Origin of the sequence: Mucilaginibacter terrenus (assembly GCF_003432065.1) — a bacterium.
GTDB classification, from domain to species: domain Bacteria; phylum Bacteroidota; class Bacteroidia; order Sphingobacteriales; family Sphingobacteriaceae; genus Mucilaginibacter; species Mucilaginibacter terrenus.
On sequence record NZ_QWDE01000001.1, the window covers coordinates 1,866,828 to 1,881,266 of the forward strand.

General features: G+C 44.7%; 18 protein-coding genes. 6 read left to right on the forward strand and 12 right to left on the reverse strand.

The features are described 5' to 3' along the window. Positions 1-63 precede the first annotated feature (63 nt). Positions 64-423, forward strand: coding sequence for a DUF1493 family protein (locus tag DYU05_RS08305; protein ID WP_117382482.1), 360 nt, complete (start codon positions 64-66; stop codon positions 421-423). A 70-nt stretch (positions 424-493) separates the two neighbouring features. Here the strand turns inward: DYU05_RS08305 and DYU05_RS08310 are convergent, their stop codons facing one another. Both DYU05_RS08310 and DYU05_RS08315 read right to left on the reverse strand, forming a co-directional pair. Then, positions 494-1,054, reverse strand: coding sequence for a YdeI/OmpD-associated family protein (locus DYU05_RS08310; RefSeq protein WP_117382483.1), 561 nt, complete (start codon positions 1,052-1,054; stop codon positions 494-496). A gap of 337 nt (positions 1,055-1,391) precedes the next feature. After that, entirely contained in the window at positions 1,392-2,435 is a 1,044-nt protein-coding gene (locus DYU05_RS08315) for an NAD(P)-dependent alcohol dehydrogenase (RefSeq protein ID WP_117382484.1), read from the reverse strand. Positions 2,436-2,698: 263 nt separating this feature from the next. Here DYU05_RS08315 and DYU05_RS08320 point away from each other — a divergent pair, with 263 nt between their 5' ends. Next, the gene (locus DYU05_RS08320) at positions 2,699-3,226 is read left to right on the forward strand and encodes a DUF892 family protein (protein WP_117382485.1); all 528 of its coding nucleotides are present in this window, start codon (positions 2,699-2,701) and stop codon (positions 3,224-3,226) included. 3 nt (positions 3,227-3,229) lie between these two features. Here the strand turns inward: DYU05_RS08320 and DYU05_RS08325 are convergent, their stop codons facing one another. Both DYU05_RS08325 and DYU05_RS08330 read right to left on the reverse strand, forming a co-directional pair. Continuing rightward, positions 3,230-4,399, reverse strand: coding sequence for a DUF3095 domain-containing protein (locus DYU05_RS08325; protein WP_117382486.1), 1,170 nt, complete (start codon positions 4,397-4,399; stop codon positions 3,230-3,232). A gap of 36 nt (positions 4,400-4,435) precedes the next feature. Beyond that, on the reverse strand, positions 4,436-5,410 hold the full coding sequence (locus DYU05_RS08330) for a ligand-gated ion channel (RefSeq protein ID WP_117382487.1): 975 nt from the start codon (positions 5,408-5,410) through the stop codon (positions 4,436-4,438). Positions 5,411-5,540: 130 nt separating this feature from the next. Between DYU05_RS08330 and DYU05_RS21085 the strand changes: the two genes are divergently transcribed. The 4 genes from DYU05_RS21085 to DYU05_RS08345 all read left to right on the forward strand — a co-directional run bounded on the left by DYU05_RS21085 (position 5,541) and on the right by DYU05_RS08345 (position 7,968). Further along, the gene (locus tag DYU05_RS21085) at positions 5,541-5,690 is read left to right on the forward strand and encodes a hypothetical protein (RefSeq protein ID WP_165852024.1); all 150 of its coding nucleotides are present in this window, start codon (positions 5,541-5,543) and stop codon (positions 5,688-5,690) included. Between the two features lie 56 nt (positions 5,691-5,746). Continuing rightward, complete coding sequence (locus tag DYU05_RS08335) at positions 5,747-6,391, forward strand: HAD family hydrolase (protein ID WP_117382488.1); 645 nt, start codon at positions 5,747-5,749, stop codon at positions 6,389-6,391. A gap of 42 nt (positions 6,392-6,433) precedes the next feature. Then, positions 6,434-7,093 carry an MBL fold metallo-hydrolase gene (locus DYU05_RS08340; RefSeq protein WP_117382489.1) on the forward strand — a complete coding sequence of 220 codons (660 nt, stop codon included), beginning with the start codon at positions 6,434-6,436 and terminating at the stop codon, positions 7,091-7,093. A gap of 74 nt (positions 7,094-7,167) precedes the next feature. Further along, positions 7,168-7,968, forward strand: a complete 801-nt coding sequence (locus tag DYU05_RS08345) for an alpha/beta hydrolase (RefSeq protein ID WP_117382490.1) — start codon at positions 7,168-7,170, stop codon at positions 7,966-7,968. A gap of 76 nt (positions 7,969-8,044) precedes the next feature. Here the strand turns inward: DYU05_RS08345 and DYU05_RS08350 are convergent, their stop codons facing one another. From DYU05_RS08350 to DYU05_RS08385, 8 genes are all read right to left on the reverse strand, one after another. Beyond that, entirely contained in the window at positions 8,045-9,439 is a 1,395-nt protein-coding gene (locus DYU05_RS08350; protein ID WP_117382491.1) for an outer membrane beta-barrel protein, read from the reverse strand. Next, positions 9,432-9,986, reverse strand: a complete 555-nt coding sequence (locus tag DYU05_RS08355; RefSeq protein WP_117382492.1) for an RNA polymerase sigma factor — start codon at positions 9,984-9,986, stop codon at positions 9,432-9,434. Before DYU05_RS08355 ends, DYU05_RS08350 begins: the two co-directional genes overlap by 8 nt. Before the next feature lie 109 nt (positions 9,987-10,095). Further along, positions 10,096-10,539 (reverse strand): hypothetical protein, encoded by a 444-nt coding sequence (locus tag DYU05_RS08360; protein ID WP_117382493.1) that lies wholly within the window; start codon positions 10,537-10,539, stop codon positions 10,096-10,098. 61 nt (positions 10,540-10,600) lie between these two features. After that, positions 10,601-11,404, reverse strand: coding sequence for a nucleoside triphosphate pyrophosphohydrolase (gene mazG / locus DYU05_RS08365; RefSeq protein ID WP_117382494.1), 804 nt, complete (start codon positions 11,402-11,404; stop codon positions 10,601-10,603). 51 nt (positions 11,405-11,455) lie between these two features. Beyond that, complete coding sequence (gene mnmD / locus DYU05_RS08370; RefSeq protein WP_117382495.1) at positions 11,456-12,154, reverse strand: tRNA (5-methylaminomethyl-2-thiouridine)(34)-methyltransferase MnmD; 699 nt, start codon at positions 12,152-12,154, stop codon at positions 11,456-11,458. Positions 12,155-12,224: 70 nt separating this feature from the next. Further along, the gene (locus DYU05_RS08375) at positions 12,225-12,551 is read right to left on the reverse strand and encodes a hypothetical protein (protein ID WP_133300199.1); all 327 of its coding nucleotides are present in this window, start codon (positions 12,549-12,551) and stop codon (positions 12,225-12,227) included. A gap of 151 nt (positions 12,552-12,702) precedes the next feature. Further along, complete coding sequence (locus tag DYU05_RS08380; protein WP_117382497.1) at positions 12,703-13,803, reverse strand: PAS domain-containing sensor histidine kinase; 1,101 nt, start codon at positions 13,801-13,803, stop codon at positions 12,703-12,705. A gap of 127 nt (positions 13,804-13,930) precedes the next feature. After that, entirely contained in the window at positions 13,931-14,383 is a 453-nt protein-coding gene (locus DYU05_RS08385; protein WP_117382498.1) for a DUF695 domain-containing protein, read from the reverse strand. Between the last annotated feature and the right edge of the window lie 56 nt (positions 14,384-14,439).

The following is a 14,439-nucleotide window of genomic DNA, read 5'->3' on the forward strand; positions in this document are numbered from 1 at the left end:
ACTGCAGCGCTGCATGCAACCTCCGGAAAAAAAGTGCGTCTTATTTAAATGTAGAGGCACATTATGGAGCAAGTACATCCCCGGTTAAAAGATTTTATAATTGAGTACTGCACAAAGTACAAGGTGAAAAATATAGACCCGGCCAGCCTGTCCACCTGCACCAGTATTGACCTCGACCTTGACATTTACGACATTGAGATAGATCTGTTTATTGATGAGTTTGCCCAGCATTTTAAAGTAGACGCATCAAAATTCACCTGGTACAAATACGGATATCCTACGGGCTCGGCAAAGGTGAATATGCTGAAAATGGTGTTTGGCTACAAGCGCCGTTGGGTAAAGAGACTTGCCGAACGCTGGTACAAGCCCAAACTGCGTATTGCTACCCTGCAAAATGCGCTGTCGACGGGCAAACTGATTTAAGTTTTTCGTGATTAGAAATAAGGCATCTAAAAGTTCTCAGGACTAAAGACTTCGGACTTAAGGCTTCCTCCTATTGCTCCCATCTCTTCCCTGCTTTGCTCGCCTCTATAAGGATTTTCAATCTGCTTTGCTGTGTTTTTTCCTGCTTGGCACTCATCACGCGGTGAACAGCTACCTTTTTATACCATGGTGCCTGCGACTGGAAGAAATCCCAGGCTGCAACCTCTGCTTTAAATTGCTCTTCATAAGCCTTCGAAAACTCTTTGGATCCGCTTTCGTAGGCATACACCATAGAACGTTTTTCCTCCCGCTTTTCGTAAGCAGCCAGCCCGGCGGGCTGCATTAAACCTTTAGCGGTAAGTTCTTCTACCTTCTTAATGTTTACCGCGCTCCAGATGCTTGTAGCTTTACGTGGTGTGAACCTTATGGTGTAGCTCTCTGCATTGCGCGACTTCCTTACACCATCTATCCATCCAAAACATAGCGCCTGGTCTACAGACTGCGGCCAGGTCATGCTTGGTCTGCCGCTGCCGGTTTTGTAAAAACCCACCAGCAGTTCTGTCTCTTTCAGGTGGTTTTGCTCCAGCCATGCCCTAAACTGTTCCTGCGTTTCAAAAAAAGTAGGTTCCATAAGGTGAAGATACAAGTTTGGTCGTTTCCTCACATTACGTTATTGCGAGGACATGAGGCAACCTCTAGAAAGGTCCGTTATAAGCATGTCGAGATTGCCACGCTACCGGTCGCAATGATGCGCGTTGTTTTCACCTTCCTTGCGCATGGTAAGTCGACTCACCCCCAGCCCCTCTCTGCTTCGCAAAGAGGGGAGTAAACTAACTTTTCTGCTACCCTCTTTGCGCGCAGCGGAGAGAGGGTCGACGGAGAAGCACGTCGGGGTGAGTTGGCACGATGAAACAAGAAAACCCGGGCAATGCCCGGGTTTTCACATGAAAATTTATTAATAGAAGCTACTACAACGTGGCCATATCAATAACAAAACGGTAGCGTACATCGCCTTTTTCCATACGCTTGTATGCATCTTCAATGTCCTTAATGTCTATCATTTCAATATCAGATACAATATTGTTCTCGGCGCAGAAATCAAGCATTTCCTGGGTTTCTTTTATGCCGCCGATGCCGGATCCGGCAAGGCTCTTACGTCCTGCTAACAAGCTGAACGCGGCTACCTGTGCAGGTTCTGGCGGTACGCCTACACATATCATGGTACCATCGGTACGCAGTAATGACAGGTACATGTTAAAGTCGTGCGGTGCTGACACGGTATCCAGTATAAAGTCAAACGTGCCCATGGCGGCTTTTATTTGCTCCGGATCTTTGGTAACCACAAAGTGGTGTGCGCCAAGTTTTTTTGCATCCTCTTCTTTAGATGGAGATGTGCTTAGTACAGTAACTTCAGCACCAAAGGCAACCCCAAATTTAACGCCCATGTGGCCCAGGCCACCTAAACCTAACACCGCTAATTTGTGGCCTTTACCAACCTTCCAGTGCCTTAGCGGCGAATACGTAGTAATACCCGCGCAAAGCAGCGGCGCAACAGCAGCCAGGTCTACACCTTCTTTAAGGTGCAGCACAAACTCTTCGCGCACTACAATGGTGTTGGAATAGCCGCCGTAAGTAGGCATAGATCCATCGCGCTCCATACTGTTGTAAGTTTGCGTGCTGCCTTCCAGGCAGTACTGCTCAAGGTCGTTCTTGCAGTTTTCGCATATCTGGCACGAATCTACCATGCAACCGGTAGCGGCAAGGTCACCCACCTTAAAGTTCTTTACGTGGTCGCCCACCTTTACTACACGGCCGACAATCTCGTGGCCGGGCACCATTGGGAATATACCCGGGAACCAATCGTTCCTAATCTGGTGAAGATCTGAATGGCATACGCCACAATATAAAATATCAAACTGGACGTCATGAGGGCCAACCTCGCGGCGCTCGAAGGTCCAGGGTGCCAACGGAGTTTTTTCGTCCTGCGCGGCGTAAGCTTTTGTTTCGATCATGGTAAGTATGTGTTGTTAGTTTCTGAGTTAAGGCTAACCTACGCAAATATAAAATCATGTTCAACAGTTTAATACAATACTGGCTTATATAGGCAGAAATGATATAAAACAAACAATTTGCAGCCATTGGCATTAGTAAGGTTATACTTTCTCTGCACCGGTGCTATTGCACCACATATTAGCCGTTCCGATCTATAAAGGCAGCATATATTGCCTGTCCGGGTTGCCCGTGTAGCATACCCTGTTTTTTTAAAGTTACAATCATGAGAAAAGAAGAGTTGGAACCAATGGCATTGCCGTTATCCAAATTAGAGCCGAAACAATTAAGATCGTTCTTCATTACCCACCTCGACCACATCTACGCTGCTAAAAAGCATGTTTTAAACAACTTACCGCAGCTTGCCAACCTTGCTCACTTTACCGATCTGCGCAATTCTATCCTGGAGATAAAGGACGAGATCAGTAAACAGATCCGGAGAATGGATGTAATTTACTCCTTATTAGAAACCAGCCATGGTGACGGCAGTCACGGCGGATGGGAAGGCCTTATAGACAATGCATTTGCAGCCGTTCAGGACAACTTTGACTGCGCCGAACTGCGTGACCTGGCCATCATCTTTCATATGCAAAACATCGAGAGCCTGGAAACAGCCTCTTTTAAAGTATTGCAAATGGCGGCTGTAAGATTTCGTAGTAAAGAGATCAACCAGTTGCTTAAAGAGAATTATGACGAGGCAAACTCCGACAGGCTATTGCTGCTGCTTATCATGTCTAAGTATATAACAGGATGACCGCTAAAGGTTAATTGGTGGCAAGGCTTTTAGCTTGGCTTTAAGCATTTTAGCGGCCTGCGTATACCCACCTTCGGCACCGTCAACAAAGTGGATGTGGTCATCTTTAAGGTCGCGTACGTAGCAGGACATTACTGATGCCTGGCTTATGAACATGCCGTACACCAATTTACCTTGTGCTTCCAGCTTGTCCAGCACTTTTTCAAGTTCGGCGCGTTGCTTCGCCTTGCCAGACATTACTGTGTTTATCTTACCATCAATAACCAGCGTGTCGGCCATTTGCACCAGGCTTTCAAGATAGCGCTTGCCGCTACTGGTGCCAAAGTAAATGTAACCGTACAGGCTTAGCAACCAGGTACGTAAAAACTCGAGCCATTTTATACGGCCTATCCGTACACGCATTTCGGTACCCAGCTTGTTAAAGGTGGTATTAAATTTCAACTGATCTACAGAGATAGGCTGCCGTTTCTGCGGGGAGCCATATATAGTATCAATAGCATCCATTACTTCTTTAAAAACATCCGACTGGGACTCTCCGTCCCTGGCTACTACCAGCAGGCTTATCACCTCGTCGCGGTTTTGCGGCGGCGCAATTTTATCCCACCTGCATTGCATGCCGGTAAGGTCAAGCTCCTCGCTTCCGCCGTCGGTATCAGCAAACATGTAGTCGTCTCCTTTTACCAGCCGTTCGGCGTAATTAAGGCCATTACCTAGTATAATGGGGATAGTAAAAACATCAGTAGCGCTAAACTTGGCTATTTTAATATGGTGATCGTGTTCGTATACGTCTTTAACAGCTACAGTGCCGGTACGCAGCTCCAGCCCAAAATTATCGCGGGTATTGGTCTTGAAAATCGTGAGCGCCTGCATTGCTTTATCTATCAGCACGGGCGGTACAATAAAGGTTGCACCATCGCCGCCAAAAAAGAACGGCACGGTAACCTCCATTGCAAATGCGAGGTTTAAAACTGATACTATACTACCCGTAGCTATCAGGTTAACATCCTGGTGCCGACCCTCAAACACCGCTCTTGTAGAATCCTTTATATCCGTAATGATAATGTGCCAGTCGGCAGGTATGTCCTGAAACAAGCCGGTAGATACCAACAGATCCCCCAACGACCGGGAGTGCATCGGCAACTGGGTGTAAAACTGGCTGGTATCATCTAACATTATATATCAATCTATTTTGTGAATGATTACTGCGGCTTATGCCCTCACGGCGTCGTAAATAAACCAAAAGTTAAGTAAAAAGTACGATGCAAGCAATACCTGGGCACAAAGCAGATCAAAACGCCTAGCATCCTTCAGCTTATCTTCCTTAACCAACCTTAACGAGTATGCCGTACTGATAATGACCATCAGGATGAACAGCAGGGTGATGCCATGCAGCGTATCTACCAGCGTAAACGAGGTAGACTCCGGCAAGGTGGCATCAATGATATATTTATTACCTACCACCGCGAACAATGCGCCAACACTCAGGCCAAAACGCGAGTCTATACTATCTGTATGGATGTAAAAGCACATGTAAGCAATTAAAAACGCCACATACATACCCAGGAACATCTTCCAAAACAAGCCCATTGCATCGCGCGATATCACCATTCGCAGCCGGTAAGTACCATATTCGGTATGCGGTTTTGCAAGGCTTTCATCACCAAAAGCTGTTTCGTAAGCTTTTATGCCGGTAGACTGCTTTATACTGTCCACGTTCCACCCTCTGAGCGTAAATTTCGGATCAAATTGCTTGCCGCTGGTATCAGCGACAAATACAAGCGACTTCGAATCGAACTGCGAGTTTTCAATAGAGAACCTTAAGCGCTGATGATCGAATGGAAAATTTTCGGTAACCCACGAATCTTTCATGACGCATTGCAGCTTCATCATGATAAACATGCGGTTATCGCTCGAGTCTACAGTGGAAAAGGATGTAGTTACTGATTTTGCCTGAGGGACTTCCAGGTTATGAACAAAGTCAAACTTCTTGTTCTTGTATTTAAGCCAGAGCCACAGGTTTACGGTGTACTCTTTATCTTTAAAGTTGATGTCGTGTATGCTGGTGATGTAAACGCCTGTCTTAACTGTATCGGGTACCTGCTTTTGTGCTGGAGCAGCAAAAGAAGTGATAACCGTTAATAGCAGCACAGCAGCAATAAAGTAGGGGCTTAACAATCTACGCATCTGTTTTTTCCACTAATATAAACATAGGGTTGGTAAGTACGGGCTTTGAAATCTATTCCCAGCATTAAACCTTTCGGCAGTTAACTTGGTCGAACAGGTATAAACATCACAATACTAAAATTGTTCAACCATGACAACTATCATAGCAAAACTAAAAACCGATCTGTACCGTGTATTTGTTAAAGGCGATGCCAACACTACCCAGCTAGCACACATATTTTTACTACTAGCCGTGCCTGCAGCTACGTTATATTTTGGATTGGGCAGCTTGCCTTTATAATCTTTAACGCATCTGCTAACAATAAACTGCTATTTTTGCGGCCAAGAAACGCAGGAATGGACAGCTTAAAAAATAAATACGACAGCATAATATTTGATCTTGACGGTACCCTTTGGGACAGTACCGAAACTATAACACAGGCATGGCAGGCAGCCCTTAACCAGGCACCTTACATGAGCCACGAGGTGATGACCAGAGAACGCGTACGGTCTATCACCGGGATGACTTACGATAAGATATTTGAAAAGCTATTCCCCTATTTGGATACTGTGCAACGTGCAGAAGTGCAAAAGCTGTGTTCAATTAGCGAGTTGCATATCCTAAACGAGAAAGGCGGCACGCTGTACCCGCAACTGGCCGAGACGCTGGAATACCTGGGCAAAACCTACAAGTTATATATTGTCAGCAATTGCCAAAGCGGCTACATTGAGTTGTTTTTGAACCTGCACAACATGCACCAGTCCTTTTTAGGGCACCAGTGCTATGGCACAAAGGGCAACCCTAAAGCTGATAACATCCGCGACATTGTTAACGACAATAACCTGCAGGCACCTGTTTACGTGGGTGACACCATGGGCGACTATGAGTCGGCAACCAAAGCTGGTGTTCCTTTTATATTTGCGTCTTACGGCTTTGGTGAAGTAGAAAGCGGACAAGTGGCAACTATAAATAACTTTGCAGACCTGCAGCAGATACTTTAAACATTTACAAGTAAGGCAGGTTATGTGGTAAACACTGCCGTTATGAAAATTTATAAATACCTCCACTCCTGCCTGGTTTTCGAGAAAGAAGGATTTAAGCTCCTGTGCGATCCCGGTAGCTTCACGTTTGCCGAGGGACAGGTAACAACGGAAACTTTTGGCGACGTTGACGCAGTTATAATAACCCATATCCATGCAGACCATCTTGATCTGCCTAATCTTAAAAAGATAGTAGCGCTTTCCGGCGCGCCCGTTTACACCAATAGCGAGGTTGGTGTAGCGCTTAAAAAAGAAGGGTTAGCATTTGAGCTGATGGAGGAAGGTGTATATGACATCGGCCCTTTTAAGATAGAAGCCATACCGGTAGTGCATGAGCCTTTGCTGGATAGCCCCATACCCCAAATGACAGGATTGCTGATTGACGGCCGCATACTGCACCCTGCAGACTCGATGGAAGATAAATTAACCACTTACAATAACCTTGACCTGCTAATATTAGTTACAATGGCGCCATTCGCAAACGAACTGCGCATTGCAGCCTTTGGCGACAAAGTAAAACCAAAACAAATACTGCCTGTGCATGATGGCTTTGCCAAACATTTCTTTGTGAAATCCAGGTTTGCTAATTACAAGAACCATTTTGCAAAATCGGATATCAACTTTATAGAAGTTACAGAACCCGGCGAGAGCATCGAGCTATAAATGGCATTGTAATTATGCTTCGTAACGACTTTGGTATGCTTTTTATGCCTTAAAGGGTATAAACTACTATACCAATGAAAACCATAATATTTATACACGGCATGTTCCAAAATCCCAGGAGCTGGGATAAATGGATAGCATTTTTTTCTGCCAAAGGCTACAACTGCCTTGCTCCGGCATGGCCCCTGCACGAGGGCGAACCCTCACAATTACGTGATAACCCACCTACTGGTTTGGGCGATCTGCATCTGCAAACGATAGCAGATGAAATGGAACGCGTAGTAACTGCACAACCAGAACCACCAATAGTTATAGGCCACTCAGTAGGCGGCCTTATTGCCCAATTGCTTGCTGCAAAAGGGCTGGTAGATGTTGCTGTGCCCATTTGTTCGGTAGCGCCAAATGCCATGCTGGCATTTGACTGGGGCTTTATTAAGAACAGCGCTTTAATTACAAATCCTTTTAAAGGCAACGAACCGTTTTACACTGATGTTGAGAGCTTTCATTCATCGTTTTGCAACACCATGAGCGATGAAGATGCTAAGCGTGCGTTTACCCGTACCGCCACGCACGACAGCCGCAACGTACTGCGCGATTGCATGGGCGAGGCAGGTAAAATTGACGTTGATCAGCCACACGTTCCCTTGCTGTTTATTGGCGCAGAGATGGACCAGATAATACCTGCCGCACTTTGCAAACGCAACGCTGAAGCTTATACGCACACAGAGAGCATTAGCGAGTACAAAGAGTTTAGTAACCGCGGGCACTGGATATGCGGCGAGCACGGCTGGGAAGAGGTTGCTGGCTACATAGCCAGCTGGATAGAGCACCACGAACATGTGCAGTACCACACACATGAACTTAGCGGGCATTAACAAGCTCCTAAACATAAGTAAGCCCCGTGTTAATACCACGGGGCTTTTTTGTATAAGAGCTGTAAAGTATAAGCGACTATTTTTTGGAAGACTTAAAGTTGAACTTGAGGTTTACCCCGCCCGAACCAAAACGGATATCCTGCGAACCCATCCCGCCAATCGGATATTTCAAAAACGGCTCTATCACCAGCCTGTTCTTGCCAACCGGCGTACCAAAGCCAAGCGCAAAGTTTACTGTCTTAGCAAAATAGAAACTGCCAAAGCTTTGCGTACTGGTTTGATCCTGACTGGTTATACCCGCTCCTGCTATACCATTTGTGCGGTAGGTGTAACGTGCAGTATAGCGCTCGTCAATAAATGTACCTGAGCTTAGCCCTGCAGAAACATAGGCGTTGCTTTTTGCCGGGTTGAATTCGAACTTAATGTTCAATGGTATATCAAGCCCAACTAAGGTTGCATTAAACCTGTCAAACTCCGGTGATGTGCTGGATGCCGCAAACAGGCTTTCTTTTTTTACGTTTGCATCAACAGCAGCAGCAAAGCTGGCTGCCCTGTTTGTTGGCGCCGGTGGTGGCGCATTGTCGTACTGCAAGCTGTTCTGCGCAAGCATTACACCGGTAGATAATTTAAAGTTCCGGCTCAGGCGAATGTCTGAGGTAACGCCCGCGCCCGCGTTTACCTGGTTGGCACTGCCGTCTGCATAATTAAAGTAAGTTGCTGCATAAACGCTGAAGTTTACACGCTTAGCTTCCTTCTTTTCTGTTGCCTGCTTTTTCAGATTCACATCCTCTTTAAACAGATCGTTTATTGTTTTAGCTGCTGCCGGCTGCTGTGCTATAACACTCGCCGAAGGATTGGCTACAGCCGTATTAGGCTGCTGTTCATCTGTTCTGGCAGGCGTTGTTGCCGATGTTATATCGTTTGATTTTGCAACCGCGTCCTGGTTGTTTGCCAGCGGTATTGTACTCGCTACAACCTCGTTGCTTTTTGCCGCTGAGTTAATAGTTCCATCTTTAGCAGGAGCAACTGGATAAAAATTTGTAGCTTTTTGCGGAGACGACAACCTTGAAGTTTTTACTGTTCCAAAAGGATCAATATTTGTGTGGTTTTTGCCGGTTTTGGTCACTGACGCTATATCTGCATCGCCTTTAATATCCAAACTACTTGACGGTTTTTTAATAATAGTAGTGGCACTATCAACAGGAAGTTGAACAGGCACCTGCTTAGCTGGTTTAATGGCTATTGTATCCTCCTTATGTGGTTTGTTTATAGCCCAAATACCAATACCCAGCATAATCAGCAGTATGGCCGCAGCGCTGCTCCACCACAGCCACGCAACTTTACGTTCCTCCTGCTTAGCAGGGAACTTTTTGCGCAGCTCTGCCCATGCCATATCGGCTTCGGGGTGTTCGTAATTATCAAACACCTCCCTGATGCGGCTTGCTAGCTTTTTATCAAACTGATCATCCATGGCTGTGTGTCTCTGTTGTAATCAATTGCCTCAACTTCTCTTTAGCACGGCTTAAATAAACCCGTGACGAGCTTGCAGGCAGATTTAGTATTTTGCTTATCTCATCATGGTTGTAGCCATCAATTTCGTACATGTTAAATATGGTTAGCTGTATCTGAGGCAATTGCTTCATCAGCTTTAAAATATCCTGCGCATTTAAGTTCTCAATAGCGTTTGCCGCATGCCCTACGCCTATAGCGTCATCTATATCCGTATTTTGCTGGTGCTTCAATTCTTTACGCCTGCGGTCTATCGCGGTATTTACTACTATGGTACGCAACCAGGCCCTAAAGGGTTTATCAGAACTGTATGTATTTATATTATTGAACACCTTTATAAATGCATCATTAACAACTTCAAGCGCATCATCCTGGTTAAGGCTGTAACGTGCACTTATACCCATGGCATAACCATAGAATTGCTTATAAAGCAATTCCTGATACTTAAGGCTGCCGGTTTTGCATTTACTGACAATCTCTTCCTCAGTAAAGCGGTGGAGTAAGTGCATTAAGTGTTAAGTGCGCTAAGTTGTTGTATACATTACGTATGACGGAAGGCAAACGCTACAGTGAAGTAAAATTAGGAGCAAGCTATAGTACTAGCTTACTCCTAATCAATTATGGTGTCTTTTTAAGATCGTATTGCAAGCTAAGGGTATCAGCGCTGTTAGCTACCATCTGCAACACGCTTGTACCGTCATAATAATATTGATAGTATCCGCTTAAATGTGTTTTGGTCGGTTTACCTGTAGTAGGAAAGGTATCATCCTGAAAGCCAATAGTGTTTGAATTTATAGCATAGTGGCCTTTGCTGCCTGCGTGAATAGTAAGTGTATCACCAAGAACTTTATAACCAACTCCGGTTTCAAGTACCAACTGAATATTAGCTTTAACAGTATCTATAACGGTTGTACCCGGCTTACGGTGCAATAAGCGGAACTGACCCGTAAACGTACCTGAGGGTGCAGGGGTTGGATTAGATTCGGCGTTTTTAAAACACCCTGAACTAAATACAACAGCCAGTATTAGAACCGGCAACAAGTAGGTAAAATTTTTTTTCATGCGCTATGGTTATAGTTATTACGTGTGCAATTTTGTAAACGCTACAACCGAAAATATATTTTTACACTTTTTTAGCCTCGTTCCAGAATACATCCATTTCCGTCAGGCTCATTTCATGAAGGTCTTTGCCATGCTCTTTGGCTTTCGCTTCCAGGTACTGGAAACGCTTGATAAATTTTCTATTGGTTTTCTCCAAAGCGTCTTCCGGATTTATGTTGATGAAACGTGCGTAGTTGATCAACGAGAACATCAGGTCACCAAATTCACTTTCGGCTTTTTCCCGGTCAATCTGCGTCTCATCCGCTTTATCAAACTCATCTTTAAACTCCTGTAATTCCTCTTCTACCTTATCCCAAACCTGTTGCTTGTTGTCCCAGTCGAAACCTACCCCACGGGCTTTTTCCTGTATACGGGATGCTTTTACCAGCGCCGGCAACGATGCCGGCACGCCACCCAGTACAGATTTATTTCCTTCTTTAAGCTTTATCTGCTCCCAGTTGCGTTTTACATCCTGTTCATCGTTCACCTCCGTATCGCTGTAGATATGAGGGTGACGGTTTATCAGCTTGTCGCAAATACTGTTCAGCACATCAGCTACGTCAAAATCCTTAGTTTCAGAAGCTATGCGCGAGTAGAATACCAGATGCAGCATAACATCACCCAGTTCCTTTTTTATCTCCTGCATATCGCCACCTAATATCGCGTCAGAAAGTTCATACGTTTCTTCGATGGTAAGGTGTCGCAGGCTTTCCATCGTTTGCTTTTTATCCCACGGGCAATTCTCCCGCAGGTCGTTCATGATGGTAAGCAGTCGCTCAAAAGCTGCTGAAGGTGTTAAAGCGGTTACCGGTGGTGTTATAGCCATAATACAAAGGTATCAAACTACCAGTAGTTTGCGTAGTAAAGCTTTATACTGCTAAAGGTATGTTGCCCTAAGCATCTCACGTTTACCTGGAGCGCCGGGTGCCTTTTCCACCTTGAGCCCAAGCGCTTTGATACAGCGCTTAAGGTTGCCTGTTATAGCGTACGTTACAAATACGCCGCCAGGCTTAAGAAATTTTAACGTGTGGGTAATGGCCTCATCAGTCCACATCTCGGGTTGGTTAGCTGCTGCAAATGCGTCAAAGTATATGACATCGTAGGTGTTTGCCGAATTAAAGGCATTAAGTTCTGTGCAAACCACCTCCAGGTTACATGTATCGCTTATGGGTGTTTTCCCGACAAGTGACTGTTGATATTTATCTAAAAATTCATTCCACAACTGGGTGGAGACGTAGGCATTGTAACCTGTATCGGCAATCATTTCCAAAGAAAGTGGGTAGGCTTCTATACCAGTATAGCTCAGCGCAATTGCTTCATTTGCGCAAAAGTCGGCACTAAGCAGAAAGTTGAGCCCTGTACCAAATCCTACTTCCAGTACACTTACTGCTGCGGGTACCTTTTCGCCCTTATTTAGAAAATACTCCAGACCCGATCTTAAGAAAACATGCTGACTTTCCTGAAAAGCACCGTGTCGCGAGTGGTAATTTTCGCCAACTAGGGAGTTAAAAATGGTTTTAGAGCCATCTTCAGTACTAACTATCTGTAAATGTTCCTGGTTTTGAGGAGTGATCATAAGTGAATACCGGGTGTAAAAGCACCGAATTTACACTTATAATCCAGAAGAAAATAGACTTAAGCGGCAATTAGGCTACCATCGAAAGCAGGTCGTTTAGTTTATGGCAGTAGTCGGGAAGTGAAATACGGCCACGGTCATAGTTTTCTACCAGTTCATCCAGTTGTTTCGCAATGTCGGTGCGATCTGCAGCATTAAGTTCCGGCTTAATCTTTTTGATTTTATTGTTAATGGCTTTAGCCATAAACAGCGGCTGTACATCCTGCGTTTGCGTAAGGATCTTCTTCATTTTGTTACGCTGCTGTTTGTCATACTGTAATATAAAGTACATGATAACAGAACCAACTACCAGGAAAAGTAATGGAGTTACTATAGATGAAGAAAACATTGCTTCCATGTCGAGTATACGTAATATGTACGTTTATTACGATACCGGTAAACAATAGGTTGCAAAAAATTTTATTTTTTAAATATTACTTAAAGGCGGCTTATCACCTTGCAATTGCAGAGGTGATAAGCAGTAACGAACAATAAATTTGCTGAATAAACTAAGCCGCTGGTGATGCAATGGGCAATTCCACCCAAAACTCTGAACCCTTACCAGGCTCGCTTTCCAAGCCTATTTTGCCATTGTGCCTGCTAACTATACCTGCTGTAATGTATAAGCCTATACCAAGCCCAGAGAACCCCGGACCTGTATCCTGAACACGATAATACCGCGAAAAAATACGGTCGTGCTGATCCTTTGATATTCCGATGCCAAAATCTTTCACCGAAAATCTGATAACATCGCCCTGAGTACTGCTGGTAACTATAGCCTTTTTAGCTTCGGGAGAGTACTTTATAGCATTGGTTAGAAAGTTGATCAACACTTGTTCGAGCCGTTGGCGGTCGCCATTTAGCAATTTAGGTGTACCGCTCCTCTCAAAAAAAATCTCGTGTGATGTAGTTTGCTGTACATCGCCAATAGTTTCGGCAATCATATCGTCGAGGTCAAACAGCTCATAATTGAGTGGTAGTTGCCCGGATTGGATTTTTGATATATCCAGCAGATCTGAGACGAGTGTAGTGAGCCTGCTTATCTGCGCAACTGCTTTACTGGCAAATACCTTGTCTTTATCATTCTGAACATTACGCAGCAGCAACTGCAGGTACCCTGTAAGGCTGGTAAGCGGCGTTTTAAGCTCGTGGCTTGCCATACCAATAAATTCATCCTTATAGGAGTTTATTTTCTCCAGCTCCTCATTATACTGCCTTAGCTTCTCTCGAATTTCCAGCTGTTCTGTAATATCACGCGCGATTTTGGATGCACCAATGATTTTCCCTGTAGCATCTCTGATGGGTGATATTGTTAAGGAGATGTTGATCTCAGACCCGTCCTTTCTCAGGCGAATGGTTTCAAAGTGATCTACCTTTTTTCCTGAAGCGATATTAGAAATAATAATATTTTCTTCGTTCAGCCTGTCTGTAGGGATAAGAATAGAAATATGCTTACCGATAACCTCCGACTCATCATAGCCGAACATCCTTTTGGCTGATCCATTCCAACTGGTGATAATACCCGCAAGCGTTTTGCTGATGATCGCGTCGTGTGAAGAGTCGATAATTGCGGCAAGCATTGCCTGCCTGTCTTCTAACTCAATTCTCATAAGACTGATGGTCGTTTATGGCTACGATGTACGTTGTTTTTGATGAATAAACCAATTGTTCTGATTAAACAAAAGAAGAATATTTTTTCGAATTACGCTGATTTAATTAACAAATATTTAATATTGATTAATCTTCTGCATCTTCAAATTCCTCAACAAAAGAAAAGTATTCGTCCCACTCCGGGTCCTCCGTTTGTGTAATTTGTAGTGGTAGTACTTCAAAGTTTGCAAGTGCCAGGTTAAGCCTTTCCCCCGTTTCTTTTATACCTGTACTATACCATGACCACACCCTTTCTCCGGCACCGGTAAAGATGAAAGCAAGGACGGCTTGCCTGTCCGTCTCCAATGCATCGATCAACGCGTTCTCTACATCTTCCATCACCTGCATTTCGCCTGGAGAGGGCAGATAAGCGCTCTCTTCCTCGTCATAGGTCCAAACCATATCCATGCGGATGTTGTAGCGGCCGGTGTCAACAAAGTTTCGCAGGGACGGGCGATAGCGGATGATAACAGCTACACCTTCGTCGTTCGTTCCGGATGCGCCTGCCCAAGTATCATCCAGTGTAAGTTGCTCTGCCATATTTCTTCGGGGTTAAAGAAATACAAGCTTTAAGACTTAAAATTGTTTTAATTGTT

Excerpts from the sequence above, each read along its gene's own strand:
- DYU05_RS08305 (WP_117382482.1), top strand. The coding sequence starts at position 64 with ATGGAGCAAGTACATCCCCGGTTAAAAGATTTTATAATTGAGTACTGC.
- DYU05_RS08310 (WP_117382483.1), bottom strand. The coding sequence starts at position 1,054 with ATGGAACCTACTTTTTTTGAAACGCAGGAACAGTTTAGGGCATGGCTG.
- DYU05_RS08315 (WP_117382484.1), bottom strand. The coding sequence starts at position 2,435 with ATGATCGAAACAAAAGCTTACGCCGCGCAGGACGAAAAAACTCCGTTG.
- DYU05_RS08320 (WP_117382485.1), top strand. The coding sequence starts at position 2,699 with ATGAGAAAAGAAGAGTTGGAACCAATGGCATTGCCGTTATCCAAATTA.
- DYU05_RS08325 (WP_117382486.1), bottom strand. The coding sequence starts at position 4,399 with ATGTTAGATGATACCAGCCAGTTTTACACCCAGTTGCCGATGCACTCC.
- DYU05_RS08330 (WP_117382487.1), bottom strand. The coding sequence starts at position 5,410 with ATGCGTAGATTGTTAAGCCCCTACTTTATTGCTGCTGTGCTGCTATTA.
- DYU05_RS21085 (WP_165852024.1), top strand. The coding sequence starts at position 5,541 with ATGACAACTATCATAGCAAAACTAAAAACCGATCTGTACCGTGTATTT.
- DYU05_RS08335 (WP_117382488.1), top strand. The coding sequence starts at position 5,747 with ATGGACAGCTTAAAAAATAAATACGACAGCATAATATTTGATCTTGAC.
- DYU05_RS08340 (WP_117382489.1), top strand. The coding sequence starts at position 6,434 with ATGAAAATTTATAAATACCTCCACTCCTGCCTGGTTTTCGAGAAAGAA.
- DYU05_RS08345 (WP_117382490.1), top strand. The coding sequence starts at position 7,168 with ATGAAAACCATAATATTTATACACGGCATGTTCCAAAATCCCAGGAGC.
- DYU05_RS08350 (WP_117382491.1), bottom strand. The coding sequence starts at position 9,439 with ATGGATGATCAGTTTGATAAAAAGCTAGCAAGCCGCATCAGGGAGGTG.
- DYU05_RS08355 (WP_117382492.1), bottom strand. The coding sequence starts at position 9,986 with ATGCACTTACTCCACCGCTTTACTGAGGAAGAGATTGTCAGTAAATGC.
- DYU05_RS08360 (WP_117382493.1), bottom strand. The coding sequence starts at position 10,539 with ATGAAAAAAAATTTTACCTACTTGTTGCCGGTTCTAATACTGGCTGTT.
- mazG (WP_117382494.1), bottom strand. The coding sequence starts at position 11,404 with ATGGCTATAACACCACCGGTAACCGCTTTAACACCTTCAGCAGCTTTT.
- mnmD (WP_117382495.1), bottom strand. The coding sequence starts at position 12,154 with ATGATCACTCCTCAAAACCAGGAACATTTACAGATAGTTAGTACTGAA.
- DYU05_RS08375 (WP_133300199.1), bottom strand. The coding sequence starts at position 12,551 with ATGGAAGCAATGTTTTCTTCATCTATAGTAACTCCATTACTTTTCCTG.
- DYU05_RS08380 (WP_117382497.1), bottom strand. The coding sequence starts at position 13,803 with ATGAGAATTGAGTTAGAAGACAGGCAGGCAATGCTTGCCGCAATTATC.
- DYU05_RS08385 (WP_117382498.1), bottom strand. The coding sequence starts at position 14,383 with ATGGCAGAGCAACTTACACTGGATGATACTTGGGCAGGCGCATCCGGA.